Source organism: Planococcus antarcticus DSM 14505 (genome assembly GCF_001687565.2).
Classification (GTDB): domain Bacteria; phylum Bacillota; class Bacilli; order Bacillales_A; family Planococcaceae; genus Planococcus; species Planococcus antarcticus.
Genome location: NZ_CP016534.2, coordinates 909,125 through 924,199, shown reverse-complemented (window position 1 = coordinate 924,199; position 15,075 = coordinate 909,125). Strand labels below are relative to the sequence as shown.

General features: G+C 43.7%; 15 protein-coding genes and 1 pseudogene. 3 read left to right on the top strand and 13 right to left on the bottom strand.

The window, feature by feature from the left end:
* Nucleotides 1–33: 33 nt before the first annotated feature.
* From BBH88_RS19145 to BBH88_RS04605, 6 genes are all read right to left on the bottom strand, one after another.
* Nucleotides 34–204, bottom strand: coding sequence for a hypothetical protein (locus BBH88_RS19145; protein ID WP_154669127.1), 171 nt, complete (start codon nt 202–204; stop codon nt 34–36).
* A 6-nt stretch (nt 205–210) separates the two neighbouring features.
* The gene (locus BBH88_RS04625) at nt 211–603 is read right to left on the bottom strand and encodes an SDR family oxidoreductase (protein ID WP_269148249.1); all 393 of its coding nucleotides are present in this window, start codon (nt 601–603) and stop codon (nt 211–213) included.
* 127 nt (nt 604–730) lie between these two features.
* Complete coding sequence (locus tag BBH88_RS04620; RefSeq protein WP_006830263.1) at nt 731–1,369, bottom strand: class F sortase; 639 nt, start codon at nt 1,367–1,369, stop codon at nt 731–733.
* On the bottom strand, nt 1,344–2,141 hold the full coding sequence (locus BBH88_RS04615; protein ID WP_006830262.1) for a DUF4397 domain-containing protein: 798 nt from the start codon (nt 2,139–2,141) through the stop codon (nt 1,344–1,346). Before BBH88_RS04615 ends, BBH88_RS04620 begins: the two co-directional genes overlap by 26 nt.
* 232 nt (nt 2,142–2,373) lie before the next feature.
* Nucleotides 2,374–3,033, bottom strand: coding sequence for a reverse transcriptase-like protein (locus tag BBH88_RS04610; RefSeq protein ID WP_006830261.1), 660 nt, complete (start codon nt 3,031–3,033; stop codon nt 2,374–2,376).
* A gap of 134 nt (nt 3,034–3,167) precedes the next feature.
* Complete coding sequence (locus BBH88_RS04605) at nt 3,168–3,824, bottom strand: potassium channel family protein (protein WP_006830260.1); 657 nt, start codon at nt 3,822–3,824, stop codon at nt 3,168–3,170.
* Nucleotides 3,825–3,970: 146 nt separating this feature from the next.
* On the opposite strand from BBH88_RS04605, the gene BBH88_RS04600 reads away from it, so the two are divergent.
* Nucleotides 3,971–4,891: a PhzF family phenazine biosynthesis protein gene (locus tag BBH88_RS04600; RefSeq protein WP_006830259.1), complete on the top strand. Its 921-nt coding sequence runs from the start codon at nt 3,971–3,973 to the stop codon at nt 4,889–4,891.
* Between the two features lie 212 nt (nt 4,892–5,103).
* Here BBH88_RS04600 and BBH88_RS19590 read toward each other — a convergent pair.
* Both BBH88_RS19590 and BBH88_RS19585 read right to left on the bottom strand, forming a co-directional pair.
* Nucleotides 5,104–5,589: pseudogene (locus tag BBH88_RS19590) on the bottom strand (AbrB family transcriptional regulator).
* Between the two features lie 37 nt (nt 5,590–5,626).
* Nucleotides 5,627–5,848: an AbrB family transcriptional regulator gene (locus BBH88_RS19585; RefSeq protein ID WP_040852459.1), complete on the bottom strand. Its 222-nt coding sequence runs from the start codon at nt 5,846–5,848 to the stop codon at nt 5,627–5,629.
* Nucleotides 5,849–6,177: 329 nt separating this feature from the next.
* On the opposite strand from BBH88_RS19585, the gene ade reads away from it, so the two are divergent.
* The gene (gene ade, locus BBH88_RS04585) at nt 6,178–7,905 is read left to right on the top strand and encodes an adenine deaminase (RefSeq protein WP_006830258.1); all 1,728 of its coding nucleotides are present in this window, start codon (nt 6,178–6,180) and stop codon (nt 7,903–7,905) included.
* A gap of 45 nt (nt 7,906–7,950) precedes the next feature.
* Here ade and BBH88_RS04580 read toward each other — a convergent pair whose 3' ends face one another.
* Nucleotides 7,951–8,844 (bottom strand): sulfurtransferase, encoded by an 894-nt coding sequence (locus tag BBH88_RS04580; protein ID WP_065537176.1) that lies wholly within the window; start codon nt 8,842–8,844, stop codon nt 7,951–7,953.
* Between the two features lie 189 nt (nt 8,845–9,033).
* Between BBH88_RS04580 and cysK the strand changes: the two genes are divergently transcribed.
* Nucleotides 9,034–9,954 (top strand): cysteine synthase A, encoded by a 921-nt coding sequence (gene cysK / locus BBH88_RS04575; protein WP_006830256.1) that lies wholly within the window; start codon nt 9,034–9,036, stop codon nt 9,952–9,954.
* A 233-nt stretch (nt 9,955–10,187) separates the two neighbouring features.
* Here the strand turns inward: cysK and BBH88_RS04570 are convergent, their stop codons facing one another.
* From BBH88_RS04570 to BBH88_RS04555, 4 genes are all read right to left on the bottom strand, one after another.
* Entirely contained in the window at nt 10,188–12,461 is a 2,274-nt protein-coding gene (locus tag BBH88_RS04570; RefSeq protein ID WP_065537177.1) for a glycoside hydrolase family 65 protein, read from the bottom strand.
* 58 nt (nt 12,462–12,519) lie between these two features.
* Complete coding sequence (gene pgmB, locus BBH88_RS04565) at nt 12,520–13,191, bottom strand: beta-phosphoglucomutase (RefSeq protein ID WP_006830254.1); 672 nt, start codon at nt 13,189–13,191, stop codon at nt 12,520–12,522.
* 48 nt (nt 13,192–13,239) lie between these two features.
* Nucleotides 13,240–14,259, bottom strand: coding sequence for a LacI family DNA-binding transcriptional regulator (locus BBH88_RS04560; protein ID WP_006830253.1), 1,020 nt, complete (start codon nt 14,257–14,259; stop codon nt 13,240–13,242).
* Between the two features lie 72 nt (nt 14,260–14,331).
* On the bottom strand, nt 14,332–15,051 hold the full coding sequence (locus BBH88_RS04555) for a YesL family protein (protein ID WP_065537178.1): 720 nt from the start codon (nt 15,049–15,051) through the stop codon (nt 14,332–14,334).
* Nucleotides 15,052–15,075 lie beyond the last annotated feature (24 nt).

Genomic DNA, 15,075 nt, shown 5'->3' with positions numbered 1-15,075 from the left:
GAACGCTGCTTAATTGAGAAAGGTTGCCCCAATTTAGACCATGAATAGTGACTTTAGCATATATTTTCCGACTTTCGTTTTCACTACGAAACCAATCAGTTCTTCTCCTCGAGGGACTTTCAATATCTGTTCAAAAGTTTCAGCGTAATTGAGCAGTTCCGCTAGCACAGCAGCCACGTTCTCGCGTGAAATTGTGTCGTACATCAAGGTTTAGCCCATATTCACTTTGCCGCTGCCGGCTTGATCCGTTAAAGTTCCTGGCCGCAAGATGGTCCAGTCCAAAGCGGTCTTCACCAAATCGACTTTTGACTGTCGTTTAATTTTCATATAATGCTCAAAGCTTGTAGAAGCGCCTTTACCGCGCTCAGCTTCAGGAAATGCCGATACCAGTAAAAAGCGGCGGACGTCTACCAATTCGGTAGCTCTTGCAATTTTCACCAACCCCTCGCTATCAATAGCGTTGGTCAATTTCTCACATGCTGCAAATACCACGGCGTCACAAGATTTCAGAAGCTGTGAGAATGCCTCTGCGGACGTCTCGACCAGATCCGCCAAGACCGTTTGAATGCCCTGTGCTTCTAATTGCTCGGCTTGTTCTGCTATGCGAATGAAGTCAACAGACTGATCTCCTCAGACACAATCGAAACGGTAAATGGAGCAACCGCTTAAAAGATTATAAAAAAAGACGCTCTGCTATTCCTTGCAAAGGAATAGCAGAGCGTCTTTTAAGTTATTTTTCTACCAGACTTGCGTAGACAATCAATCGTTCTTCTCTTGTTCCTCTTTCAAAATCGTAAGTTCCTGAACAAGTGATCATCACCAATTCTGGCGAAGAGGTATATCCGAAGACATCTGAGACATCAGCCAAATCCAGTGGGACAGATTCCATGGTGTGAACTTTGAATGTCAAAGACTTATCTTTGTTCTGTACCACTACTTCGTCCCCCAATTGAAGCTTGGAAAGATCCCAGAAAATTGCTGGGCCATCAACACCATCAACATGCCCAGCGATAACAGCGCGGCCATTTTGTCCTGGCTGGTATCCCGGAGAAAACCAACTGACATCTTCGATATTATCAGGTACCGCCATTTCACCAGTCTCCGTTTTTCCTAAATGCTGGACTTGTGCTTCCAGGTTAATTGCAGGAATCTTTAGGGAGGTCGGCTGTATACCTGAGCGCTTTAATCCGTTGATGGGATTTTCGGCTGGTGCCGGCTGCTGGATATTGACTGCAGCCGGTTCATCCAGTGTAAATCCAACATTTTCTGAACGGACGCTTACTTCATCTACAGACTGCTGGCAACCGGCCAATAAGAAAAGAGCCAGTATCGCCAGGAGCTTATTATTGAAATCGTTTCTTCCACACAAGAGTACTAGCTCCAATTAGTACTAGAGCGCCACCCAACAATAACCACATAGATTGTGACTGGTCAGGAGTTCCTAGACCTGTAGTCGGCATGCCATCTGGTGATCCGGCCGCTTCATAATCAACAAGCGCAATCACTTCCAATGAGTCAACTGTGTTTACTGCAAAGACACTGTAGACAGTATTTGCAGCTAATTCAGTGCCCTCGAGTGGCAATACCTGTGTTCCATCCGGCAAACGGATCTCCAAATCATAAGTACCTGGATCCAATTCTGCATAATCCGTTATTCCAGGAAATTCTGCTCCGCTGAACAAAGCATCTCCACCAATTACACCAACATCAACTGCAGGTGCATCCGGTGACAAATGTCCAACACGTACTTTTGTTTGTCCTTCTGTTACTTCCATTGAATCTTCTGCGACTACAAATTCAATCGATTCCAGCAAGTTTGCTGCAGCAACTGTGTAAGCTTTGCCTGCTTCTACAGCCAAGTCAGCCTGTAACACGCCTTCACCCGCAGCATATTCTGTTCCGGCTGCAAAAACTTCTACATCATGTGTTCCAGCAGGCACTTCCAAGTAGCCCGAATCCGCTTTAAAAGGTACATCTTCCAGCGTTAAATCCCCATTGACATAAACATCGACAGGAGGTGCATCAGGCGAAGCGTGAACCACTCTGACTTTAGCTGTGTGGTTGTCAGCCATTACTCCAGAGGCGAGCAGTGAGAATACAAGAGCCATTGCAACAGAGAATGAAACTAAGATTTTCTTCATTTTTTCCTCTCCTTCATATGTGTAGTTTTTGCACAAGTATTGTACAACTTATTTATAACCTACAACTTCCAATTCCGCAAGCAATAAACCGATTATTCTAAATTTTGAATACAAAGAACTAAACTGACTATACGCGCTAAGGATCAACTGCTTTAATCTTTGTTTTGTATACTACGAAAAAGCCGAATTATCTCCTTTCTCTTCGGCTATTTAAACATTTATACATCCTTCCTCAAGCAATAATTTCAGCAGTTGTTGCTATTGCAATCCCCTTCAATGCTTGTGTTGCCAATTTATCGGCTTCTGCATTGGCTTTGCGCGGTACCAATTCGTACTCAGACTGAATACCCATTTCAGCCATTTTTTCTTCAATCCGTATGGCCCAATTTGTGAACTGCTTTTCGATTACCGGCCAATCCTTGGTCATTCCGTTTATCACGACTCGTGAATCTCCAATAAAGCGGACCGGAAGATGGTGAACCTTCAGATGTTCCAGTTCCTGCAGACAAAAATAGAGAGCTGCATATTCTGATTCGTTATTAGAAGAAAGTTTATCAATAACCGTATTTGCCTTCAGGCGATACGATTTACTATTTTGTTGGTAATAGATGACACAGCCGAGGCCTGACATTCTTTCAATACGCTCATAGCCACCATCAAAATAAACCGCTATATTATGCGGTTCAGTTTCAATCCCTTTCAAATAGGCCTTCATTTCCTTTACAGTCCAACTGCTGTCGAACCCGTCCACAAAACAAAGGTTTTGTAATCGCCCGGTGCGCTGCAAGTCCTCGGCAATGACCAGAGCCATCGCTGCCGGCATTTCTTCTGAAATAAAAGTGGTTTCCTGGCCTTTAGGAGATTTATAGCCCCATTCAATTCGAATTTTCAAGCCTTATTCCCCTTTCCAATGTACCCGCGCTATTTTACCGTTCTTCTATAGATATTATTCCCAATACGCAAATTCATCAAACGGCTATTTTCGATAAAAACAACCGGCTCATATGTGAGCCGGTTGTCTATTCGTTATAGCGCTTTCTCTTCCAAGCGCTTCAGATCGTCTTTGTGCCCCATGACAATCAATACATCCCCTTGCTCGACAACGTCATCTACTGCTGGCGCAATGTTGACATCTTCCAGTCTTTTTATGGCCAAAACGATGCAGTTAAATTCAACGCGGATGTTTAAATCGACTAAGTTTTTATTCGCCATCTTACCCGAAGCTACCAGTTCGATAATGCTGTAGTCATGGGAAAGGTCGATATAGTCGATAATTTTATCCGAGTCGACATGATGGGCTATACGGATACCCATTTCTTTTTCGGGTTGGATGACGCGGTCCGCACCCACCTTGTTCAGGATTTTTTCATGCTGTAGGTCACGCGCTTTTACCCATACTTTCGGCAAACCTAGCTCTTTCAGCATCAAGGTACATAGGACGCTGGCTTGAAGATTATCGCCGATTGCCACAATCGCGTGTTCAAAATTCCGTACCCCCAAAGATTTCAGCTGATTTTCATCAGTCGCATCCGCGATGACTGTAAAGGCCGCATGGTCTCTTAAAGCGTCTACTTTTTCTGGATCTGTATCGATAGCCATAATTTCATGCCCAAGGCTGTACAGCTCTCTGCAGACACTGCTGCCGAAGCGGCCCAGTCCGATGACCACAATTTGTTTTTTCACACGTTTCCCTCTTTTCTATTTCTGCTCTACCTTACTTACTTTATTCTCAAAACGGAGCGATTGCAATGAAAGGTATTGGACATTTCCGGGGGTAACTGATACAAAGAAACTATAAAGTCTTACTATTCACACAAAGGAGGGTATTTATGCAAACTTTGAAGTATACATTAGTCGACGTTTTCACCACTCAGTTTTTTGGTGGCAATCCACTGGCCGTTTTTCATGACGGCTCAGGCTTGGACTCTAAAACTATGCAGCAGATTGCCAACGAATTGAACTTATCGGAAACAGCCTTTATCTGTCCTCCTAAAAAGCCACAAAACCAGATCAGCCTCCGGATTTTCACGCCTCAAGTGGAATTGCCGATAGCGGGACACCCCACGATTGGAACAGCTTTTGTCATGGCCTATCTTAAAATGCTCCCTTCAAAGGACGGTCTCAACGAATGGACTATTGAGGAAGGATCGGGAGACATTGCTGTGACTGTCCGGAAGGAAGGAGAAAAAATCACCAAAATCGAAATGATACAGCCCCTGCCCGTTTTCGGTGAAACATTGGCAAGGCAAGCCCTGGTTGCAGATTTGCTATCATTGCCAAAAAGCGAGCTAGATACACGCTTCCCTATTCAAACCATTTCTTCTGGCTTACCATTCCTTTTTGTCCCTCTCCGTTCCCTTGCCGCCATGCGAGAAATCAATTTCCGCACAGATGTTTGGGAACGACATTTCAGCGGAGATCCCGACCGCCAGCATATTTTTACCTTTGCCACAGAAACGGAATATGACGGATCAACTGTCCACTGCCGAATGTTCGCCCCTGCCATGGGTATTCCGGAAGATCCGGCAACCGGCGCTGCCAGCGGTCCTCTCGGTGCTTTTCTAGTAGAGCATGGTGTTATCGAAAGCAATGAAGAAGGAAGCTATTCCATTCGCAGCGAGCAAGGCATCGAAATGGGAAGACCCAGCTTTATCGATATCACTATCACAAAGAAAAAACAAAAGTACCAGGAAGTTAAGATCGGTGGCACAGCGATTGTCATTGGACAAGGCGAGCTTTATGTTCCTTAGATTATGTTGAAAGAAAGTATAGTCTTACAGTTGCCGCCCCTTCCTCTTCACTTTTCTGTTAACCAATAGCAGCTTCAGGCAAAATAACCTGAAGCTGCTATTGACTTTTATCACGGTTTTTCCGCAGAAACTTTTTCTCTCTGTTCACTGCGGACTGCGATCCATTTAACAAATGGCACGACCAATACCGATAAAAACAAAATTCGGAACAGCTAGAACGCCGTTACGACTGTTCCGTCTGCATGGACCGACGCAGCAATGATGCCCATCTGGTCGAGACCGCCCGGTACCACACTCAGAAAACTGGTGGAAAAGCTTCATCCGTAAAGGTCTTGGAATATAAAGATGATGCCATAAGTACACGCGATAAGTACGGCACTCGAAAAAAATGAATAGAAAATCAGCCGCTTCGTCAACTTCAAATTCTCTTTTTTCAACAGCATGCCGATATAAATGCCGATGAATAATTGCACGATATGCAAGAAAGAGCCTAGCATGAACGGTACTGCCACAGCAGCCAAATTAAAAGTCATAAGTAGAAAAACCGGCCCCAGCAAAGAAGCTGTTGGCACTTTTGTGTTCTGTGCCAACATCCCTGCCTCGTAGCACAACACCAGCAAACCGAGCAGCTGTAAAGAATAATCCCCTTGCCCCGATTCTTCCACATGCAAAGATCCGCCGTTTACGACAATAAACAGAACAATGGCGATAGAACATGATAAAACGTCACCGCCGTCAAATCAATTGTCTAAGGAAGAAAAAAGCGATGTTGATCACTATCATTGCCAAGAAATACTGTTCCATTCCCTGCAACGCTTGAAGTGTAAAGGCATAGCCGATGGTATCCCCCGCTTCAACCAATCCGCCATTTCGAAAGCGGGAATGCCATTTCAGTGAAACCGGCGTAAATAATTGCATGAGCAGCACGGCGAACAATGGGTCCAATAGCCAAGGCATCGGCGCTCCTGCACCTACAAAATAACTACACCTGCCAAGCCGATTGTAAAAGTTTTTGCCATTGGAGAAATCGTCATATGGTCATCTTCTTTCTGATACATATACAGCTAATTTATTCATTATGTCTTTTTCCGTCTGCCAAATAAATTCTTCTTACAGACCATAGAAACGGCAACTTCGCACCATTTCTCTTTTTGATAGAGCCAATTCGTTATCTGCTGTAGAATAAGTTAAAGCTCATTTCTTGATTTAAACACCTGACCACTTTCAACATCCAAACTTCATTCGATCCGTGAAATTCAAACTGCTTTAAAGGAGCCTGAACAACTGTGAATAAAACCCGATTGAAAACTCGAATAGATGTTGCCAATAAAAAAAGAAAAGCCGACCTGGTGATTCGTCATGCCTCCATCGTCAATGTCTTCACGAAAAGTCTGACCACAGGTGACGTGGCCATCAGTGACGGTGTCATTGTCGGCATCGGCGATTATGAGGGCGTTCAGGAAATCGACGCCACCGGAATGTTTATTGCTCCTGGCCTGATCGATGCACATGTTCATATCGAATCATCCATGGTAACACCGCAGCAGTTTTCACAGGCCGTGCTGCCCCACGGTGTTACAACAGTCATCACCGACCCGCACGAAATTGCCAACGTCAGTGGCACTGCCGGTTTGGACTTCATGATAAAGGATGCCGAATCGACGCTGCTCGACATCAAATTCATGCTGCCGTCTTGTGTTCCGGCCACTTCTTTTGAAAATGCAGGTGCCCGGCTTTCCGCTGAAGACTTGGCGCCTTTTCTTCAACGGGAGGGAGTTCTCGGATTGGCTGAAGTCATGGATTTCCCCGCTGTTCTGCGTGGAGATGACGCCATGCTTGATAAACTCCTTTTGAGCCGCCAAATTGACGGTCATGCCGCTGGGCTCACAGAAAATGATATCAATGTCTATGGATCTGCCGGTATTTTAACAGACCACGAATGTGTATCGAAAGAAGAAATGATCTTGCGTCTGGAGCGTGGTATGTATGTCATGCTCCGTGAAGGGTCGGTCGCTAAAAACCTCCACGCTCTGCTCGAAGGAGTAACAGAACAAAATGCCCATCGCTGCTTGTTCTGTACAGACGATAAACACCTGGATGATTTAATTGAAGAAGGCAGCATCGACTACAATGTCCGTACTGCCATCAAGCGGGATATCCACCCAATTACGGCGGTCTCAATGGGCAGCCTCAATGCGGCGCAATGCTTCGGACTTCGGCAAAAAGGCGCTATTGCTCCGGGTTATGACGCAGATTTCTTGTTGCTCGACAGTTTGGAAAAGTTCACGATTAAAGAAGTTTATAAAGGCGGGAAACTGGCAGCACAGAACGGAAGCTATGTAGGGCCGCTCCAGAACAAAACAGATGCATCCGCGGTTCAGGATACCGTGCGCATCGCAGAATTTTCTGCCTCCAGCTTCCAAATTCCGATGGGCAATAGCACAAAAGCGCATGTCATCGGCATCAATCCAAACAACCTCATCACCGAACATTTGATTATCGAAACGCCGGTCGTTAATGGTTCCTTTGTTTCGAACACAGATAAGGATCTTTTGAAGATCGCCGTGATTGAGCGTCATCGTGCCACTGGCAATATCGGCCTTGGAATCGTCCAAGGGCTTGGCCTGAAAAATGGCGCCATCGCTACTACCGTGGCGCACGATTCGCATAATATCATCGCTGTCGGAACAACTGACAGCGGCATTAAAGCCGCAGCTGAAGCTGTGCACAACCTAAAAGGCGGATTGGTGGTTGTGCAAGATGGCCACGTGTTGGCGAGTCTGCCTCTTGCCATTGCAGGATTGATGACGGAAGAACCATTCGATGCCGTATACCAGCAGCTCAAAAAGCTTGATGAAAGTCTTTTGCAGATAGGTGCCCCGACCCATTTCAATGCCTTTTTAACCCTGTCATTCTTGTCGTTGCCGGTCATCCCCCATTTAAAGCTGACCGATTGCGGCTTGTTCGATGTCACAAGCTTCCAACACATCGAAGTGGCTGTAGTTGCAGAATAACCACCAAAAGACCGCGTTGCCTTCGAAGGCAGCGCGGTCTTTTGTTCAGTCCTCTTTCACGAGCAGACAGGAAGGGTCGCTTGCCCATTCATTCAAAGATCCATCGTAGACGGCAACATTTTTTTGGCCTAGTTTGTTAAGAATCAGCGAAGTCCAGGTGGCGGCAATTCCCCCGCCACAATAAGTGATGACTTTTTTACCTGGATCCAAGGCGCCTATTTTTTCAAATGGCTTCCGCAGCTCAGCATCAGTATGCATTCTTTTCGTTTCCATATCGGCATGGCTGCCAAAAAAGACATTGACGCTGCTTGGGATATGGCCTTTTCTCGGATACGAATCCGTCTCCCCCCTGTAATCCTCGGGCGACAAACTATTGATCAAGATAATATTGTCATCACCAGTCGCCTTCTCCACATCCTCTTTGGTAGCAAGCAGCTCCGGACGACGCAGTCCGGTAAAAGATGCGGGTGAATAACTCCCTGGAATAGCGGTCAATGAACGGGCTTCCGCTTTCCATTTGGGCAACCCACCATCCAGTATCGCGATATTCTCGAATCCTTCATACTGCATCTGCCAGGCCAGCCGAGAAGCCCAATAAGCAGCTACAACCGGATTCTCCACCAGTGCCCCCTGATCGTAGATGACTGTATAGTTGTTATCTCCTATACCGAGTTCGGTCATTTTTTTGATAAAATGATCACGTGGTGGTGCCATGAATGGCAGCTGTGATTCTGGGTCCGACAGTTCATGCAGCAAATCGGCGTAAACGGCCCCAGGAATATGTTCTTCCTTGTAGGAAGCTTTTCCAGAATAAACTGAAGGTGCCTCGCCATTTTCCGGAATGTCCATAAACGTCGTTGCATCCACGATGCGCAGTTTCGGGTCTCCCAAACGCTGCTCTAACCAGTCTGTACTGACAATTAAAGGTATTGGTTCCATTTTGTACTCTCCCTCGTTTTTAAGCCTAGCCATCCAATATGATTAACAAAATTGCGTTATACTAGTACAATAAAGTCTGTGTTTCGCTCAGTCAATTAAAAGGTACCAGTTTGCATGCCCTTAGAAACACAACGGCAGTAAGAAAAAGCAGACTGTGAATTCCACTATTCAAGAAAGGTTGTTGTCTCCATGAAACCATATAACAGTATTATCGAATTGATTGGTGATACGCCAGTCGTTAAACTAAATCGCATTGTTCCAAAAGATGCGGCGGATGTTTTCGTCAAACTGGAAATGTTCAATCCCACCAAAAGCGTTAAAGACCGAGCTGCCTACAACATGATCAAAATGGCTGAGGAAGATGGCTCACTTACAGAAGGTGCTACTATTATCGAGCCGACCAGCGGCAATACCGGCATCGGCCTCGCTATGGTTGCTGCGGCCAAGGGCTATCGTTCTATTCTCGTATTGCCCGACAATGCCACAAAAGAACGCATCAATCTATTAAGGGCTTTCGGTTCTGAAGTAGTGCTGACGCCAAGCGATGACAAAATGCCAGGCGCTATAAGCAAAGCGTTAGAACTGCAAAAAAAAATTCCGAACAGCTTTATTCCACAGCAATTCGAAAACAAAGCAAATCCGGATATCCACCGTACGACGACAGCATTGGAAATTCTGGAACAGATGGACGGCAAACTAGATGCTTTTGTAGCATCTGCTGGAACTGGTGGCACGATCACTGGTACCGGAGAAACTTTGAAAGATCATCTTCCTGAGCTCTACATCGCAGTCGTAGAACCAAAAGGATCTCCTGTTTTGTCCGGTGGAAAACCCGGCAAGCATAAATTAGTGGGTACGAGCCCTGGTTTTATTCCAAGTATTTTAAATACTGAAATTTACGATGAAATCATGGCAATTAATGATGAAGACGCAATTGATGTCTTTAAGAAAGTTGCGCGTGAAGAAGGAATTTTTGTCGGTCCATCCGCAGGTGCTACCATCTACGCAGCAATCGAGATCGCCAAACGACTCGGTACTGGCAAAAAAGTACTATGCATCGCACCGGACACCGGTGAACGCTACTTGAGTATGAACTTGTTCGACGAATAAAAGTATGTTTACACAAAAAATACAGCTATTTCCTAAAACATTAGGAATAGCTGTATTTTTTTTAAAAGTAGCGACTTCTTTTCTGCTATTAATTAAAGATTAAAGAGGTAGCTCCAGTTATGAGGTTTTCTAATTATCCTTTTTCAGTCATTGAAACAATTACGTGAAGGATTAAATTTTCTCCCACATTTCTTCTGTAAACCGCACACATGAATTGGCAAAATTGCTCTTTCTCAAGAAACAAGAACTTCATTCCCTTGTTCAAGATGTACCGGTTTTGTGTGGTGTAATATAGTCAGCCCATCACCTTCTACCAATAGGTATGATACGGATTCTCTTGTTATGTTTACTCGAATCAACCTTCCTTGGTATTGCATATGGAACGTGTAGGAATTCCATTCTTTTGGGAGAGATGGCGCCAATGATAGTCCTTCTTCTTTTACTCTCAATCCGGCAAATCCATAAACGATGCCCAGCCAAGTTCCACCCATATTTGCCATATGGAGACCGTCTTTCGTGTTTTTATGAGTGTTTTCCAAATCGAGTGTTGCCGTTTCAATAAAGTAGTCATAGGCTTTTTCTTCATAGCCCAATTTCGATGCCATTATGCTATGGACACAGGAAGACAATGACGAATCATGGGTAGTGATTTGCTCGTAATAATCATAAGAGTTTTTAATTGTTTCTAAATCCTGCCCATCTTCCAATAGGAAATGGGCCAGAACCGTATCGGCTTGTTTGCAAACCTGGTATCTGTATAAAGTTAATGGATGGTAGTTCAGCAAGAGCGGGAATTTCTCTTTAGGAGTACGCTTTAAATCCCAACGAGCTTTTTGAAGAAAACTATCGTCCTGTGCACTGATTTTATAAGTTTCGTCATAAGGCAGATACATGTTTTCTCCTGCATCCTGCCAGTCCTTGACTTCGCTTTCAGTCAGCTCTAACCTGTCTTGCAATTGCCGCAAACCCGCACTGTCTTGTTCCTTGAACCATTGATGGACTTTGGCTGCCCATAACAAATTGTGTTTGGCCATCGCATTTGTGTAGTAATTATTGTTGACGATGCATGTGTATTCGTCTGGTCCTGTGACATCATCGATCCGGAATTTTCCGTCTTTCATATGACCTGTGTCCGCCCACAAGCGGGCAGTCTCAAACAGTACTTCTGCACCGTAAGCTTTCAAGAACTCATCGTCTTTTGTAACCAAATAATACTGGATATAGCTATAAGCGATATCCGCGCTTATATGGTATTGTGCAGTGCCGGCCGGAAAAAATGCAGAGCTTTCCGCACCGGTAATTGTCCGCCACGGAAACAATGCCCCTTTCTCATGGCCAAGAGTATTTGCTCGTTCTCTGGCACTATCCAAAATGGAGTACCGATGCAACAAAAGGTTTTTGGCGATCTTTGGATTTGTCATTAGGAACACCGGAAAAATATAGATTTCCGTATCCCAGAAATAATGTCCTTCATATCCTTCACCTGATAATCCTTTTGCAGCTATATTGCTGGCAGGATCTTTCCCTACAGACTGCAGCAAATGAAAGAGATTAAATCGTATGCCTTCTTGAATCTTTGCATCCCCGTCAATTTCCACATCTGATGTTTTCCAGAAATCATCAAGATATTGTTTTTGTTCCCGCAGCAAGTCCTCGAAAAAAACTGAACGAAGCTGCTTTTGGAGGTCAATGGCTTTTTCTACTACCGTTTTCCCGTGCCTCAAAGTGTCTGTATAGACATTGTACTTCGTGAACTGAATTGGCCCGTTGCTTGAATAGACATAGCTTTCTTCAATTCCATTTTCAGTTTGCTCACTTTTGTATTCATGGTTTTCTGAAGTTATGCTCGTAGATGCAGCGCAGACAACTTCAAGCTTGGTCGCATAGGTCGTGTTTTTGACAATGCTGAACTCATCCTGTTGACGGACTTTCGATACGTGAAGGCGTTTAGCGTGGCCGGAAGCTACACGCGGATCCTCCTTGTCAACAAAGTTCGATACATCTCCATTCACTAGAGACAGAATTTTGATTTGCTGGACATCATAGAGTGGAATAATTTTTACATCTATCGCAAACAATTCTTTTCTAGTGAAGGAAACGAGTCTTTTAAAATGAATGTTCACTTCTTTTCCTTTCGGGGATTTCCAGTGAACGATGCGTTCTGCATAGCCCAAGTCCAAATGCAGGTTCCGTTCATAACTGAGCACTTCTCCGTCAAACATTGAAAACTGTTCATCGTCAATATGGATTTGGATTTCTTGTCCATCGATTAAATTGAGGATTTTCTGTTGCTTATCCGGAAACCCATATAACTTTTCTCCATATGTAATTTCAACATTATCATGAAACGCATTAATGTATGTACCTCGAATTGAACTGAATCCAGGTTTATAGCCTTCTTCGAAATTTCCTCTGACTCCGAGATAGCCGTTTCCCAATGACAACAAACTTTCATTAATCAACAAATTTTCGTTATCCAGTTCTGATTTCGTCAATTTCCAAGTCATCGTTTTCAACCCCTTGCTCTAATTACTTTTTAACACTTTTTAAGTGAATCGGGTGTTTCTAGCGCTTGCTGTAACAAGCGATGAGATCTTCAAAAAGTAGCTTGGCAGTATCTTCTACCAAGTAATCAGCTGCTGCTAAATGTTGCGCATTGCCGATACCTACTGAAAACATGCCGGCCTTATTGATGGACTCGATGCCAGCTGCTGCATCCTCGATTCCAACACAGTCATCCGGAGCAATTCCAAGTGCCGATGCCGCAGTAGTAAAAGTCTCTGGATCTGGTTTTCCTTTTTTCACTTTCGAAGCATCAACGATATAATCAAAATAGCTAGTAAGCTCGAGCTTGTCTAAGATGGCCGAAGCATTATTACTAGCTGATCCAAGAGCGATTTTTATATGCCGCTCTTTATTTTTTTGGAGCAGTGTTTCAATTCCAGGTAAAATATGAGAAGGATCGATGGACTCAATCAATTTCAGATAATATTCATTTTTTCGTGTAGCCAGTGCTACTTTTTCCGTATTGGAAAATATCCGTCCGGAAAAACCCCGTTCAAGAATGCGATCTAATGAATCCATGCGATTGATTCCTTTAAGCTGTTCGTTGAATTGTCTATCGACCGAGATGTTAATTTCCTCCGCAAGTTTTTGCCAAGCTAAAAAATGAAATTCTGCTGTGTCCGTAATGACGCCATCCAAATCGTATATAAAAGCTTTTGGGTAATTCACCATATAGTTTGTGTCCTCCTCCTTCTTCCCAAAGACAATCTAGTTCATTCTTCACGTGAAAATCGTCTTGACGCTTTCTCGCTCTACTAGCCCGTGCTCCATGTAAATATGCTGCTTTTCTGCTTTGCCTTCTTTTAAGTTCTGAAGCAGTACTGCTGATAATCTTCCGATTTCCATGAAATCCTGGCGAATCGTAGTGAGCGACGGCTGACTATACCGACTTAATACCAAATCATCAAAGCCAGTAACGGATATATCTTCTGGAATCTTCAACCCTTTTTCCTGTATTGCTTTGATGACTCCGAATGCCATTAAATCACTAAAGCACAGAAATGCTGTTGGCCGGTGGTCCTGTAAATATTCCTTCGCCAGACTGTACGCTTTTTGCTCGGAAAATTCCGCATAGAAAATGTGATCGCCTACGAGTTTGATCTCTCGTTGTTCGAAAGCTTGATGGACTCCTTTTAATCGTTCTGAATTCACATACGTTTCTTCTGTTCCTGCCACCACGATGATGTCGCGGTGGTTTCTCTCCAATAAGTAGGCCGCAATTTCTTCACCAGCTTTTACATTATCAATTGACACACTACCAATCAGTCCATTTTCCGTCTCTGTCATAATATCCAGCACGACACAAGGTATATTGGTATTGATCAACTCTTTATAGTATTGATCATCCGTACGAATTCCTTGTAAAATTGCCCCGCCTATATTCCGTTCCCTACAGTATTGAACATAGCTTTTTTGCTTTTGGCTCTGGGAGTCTATCAGAAAAATAGACAGCTCATACTGGCTTTCAGATACAGCTGTGTAAACACCTTTGAATATATCAAAGGCGTTGTTATCTTTTTCATTGTTGTTAAGCACACCTGACGTGATCAACCCGAAAGTCATTTGTTTTTTTGAAGACAAATTCTTGGCCACGATATTCGGTGAATAATTCAACTCATTAGCCACTGCAAAAATTCTTTGACGTGTTTCTTCTTTGATATCCGCATAATTATTGAAAGCCTTCGATACGACACTGATTGATACTCCGGCTTTTTTGGCCACTTCTTTAATTGTCGTCATGACTACGTTCACATCCTACATTATTTTGTATGAAAAGAAGTGATTTGCAGCCTCATACGAAGCGACTACAAATTACTTCATATCAAATTCCTTGCTAGTGGTTGCCTGCGTTTTCTCTTCGACTTTTAAAGTAAACCGGTAAAACACAAGGAAAGATAAGTAAGTGCTCAGTGCTCCTGTGAAAAATGGCAGTAAAAATTGTAATTGAGTGATGCTGACATAAAACAGAGCAAGATTACTTGCTAATATGAAAAAACTCAAAACTGGATTTCCAACAGTTATAAAAAAAGCATTTTTCAACAAGACGGTATTTTTCATCTGATAATGAGCACTCATTGAAAACAAGTTGACGGTGTAGATGAACAAAATACAGCCAAATACTAAAAACACCATTCCCCACATTTCGTTTAAACTTTTAAAAAACTGAAAATCGATAAGCCAAATTAACCAAATCCCTGTTAACGCTAAGCCGATTCCTACACTCTTTTTGTAGGAGTTCTTTAGGTGCAACAAATAGGCTTTTGTCAGAGACGGCTGCTCAGTATTCAAAATCCATTCCCGGACTGTTGCAAACATCGCGATCGTCGTGGGGACAAATAGGAATGGAATAAATATCACCAACGGCAATAAATACGTCACAATCCCTACATCAGGATCGCTGAAGAAAAAACTGGCAACAAGGAAAACCGTTGGCAGGTTAAGGATGAACCACAGGATATTAACTGTAAAGAACCGCATGATCCACTCGGCCAGCACATAAAGAATTCCCGTAAACCCACTAAATTCACGCATATTTTCTCCTCCTGTAGAATAAGG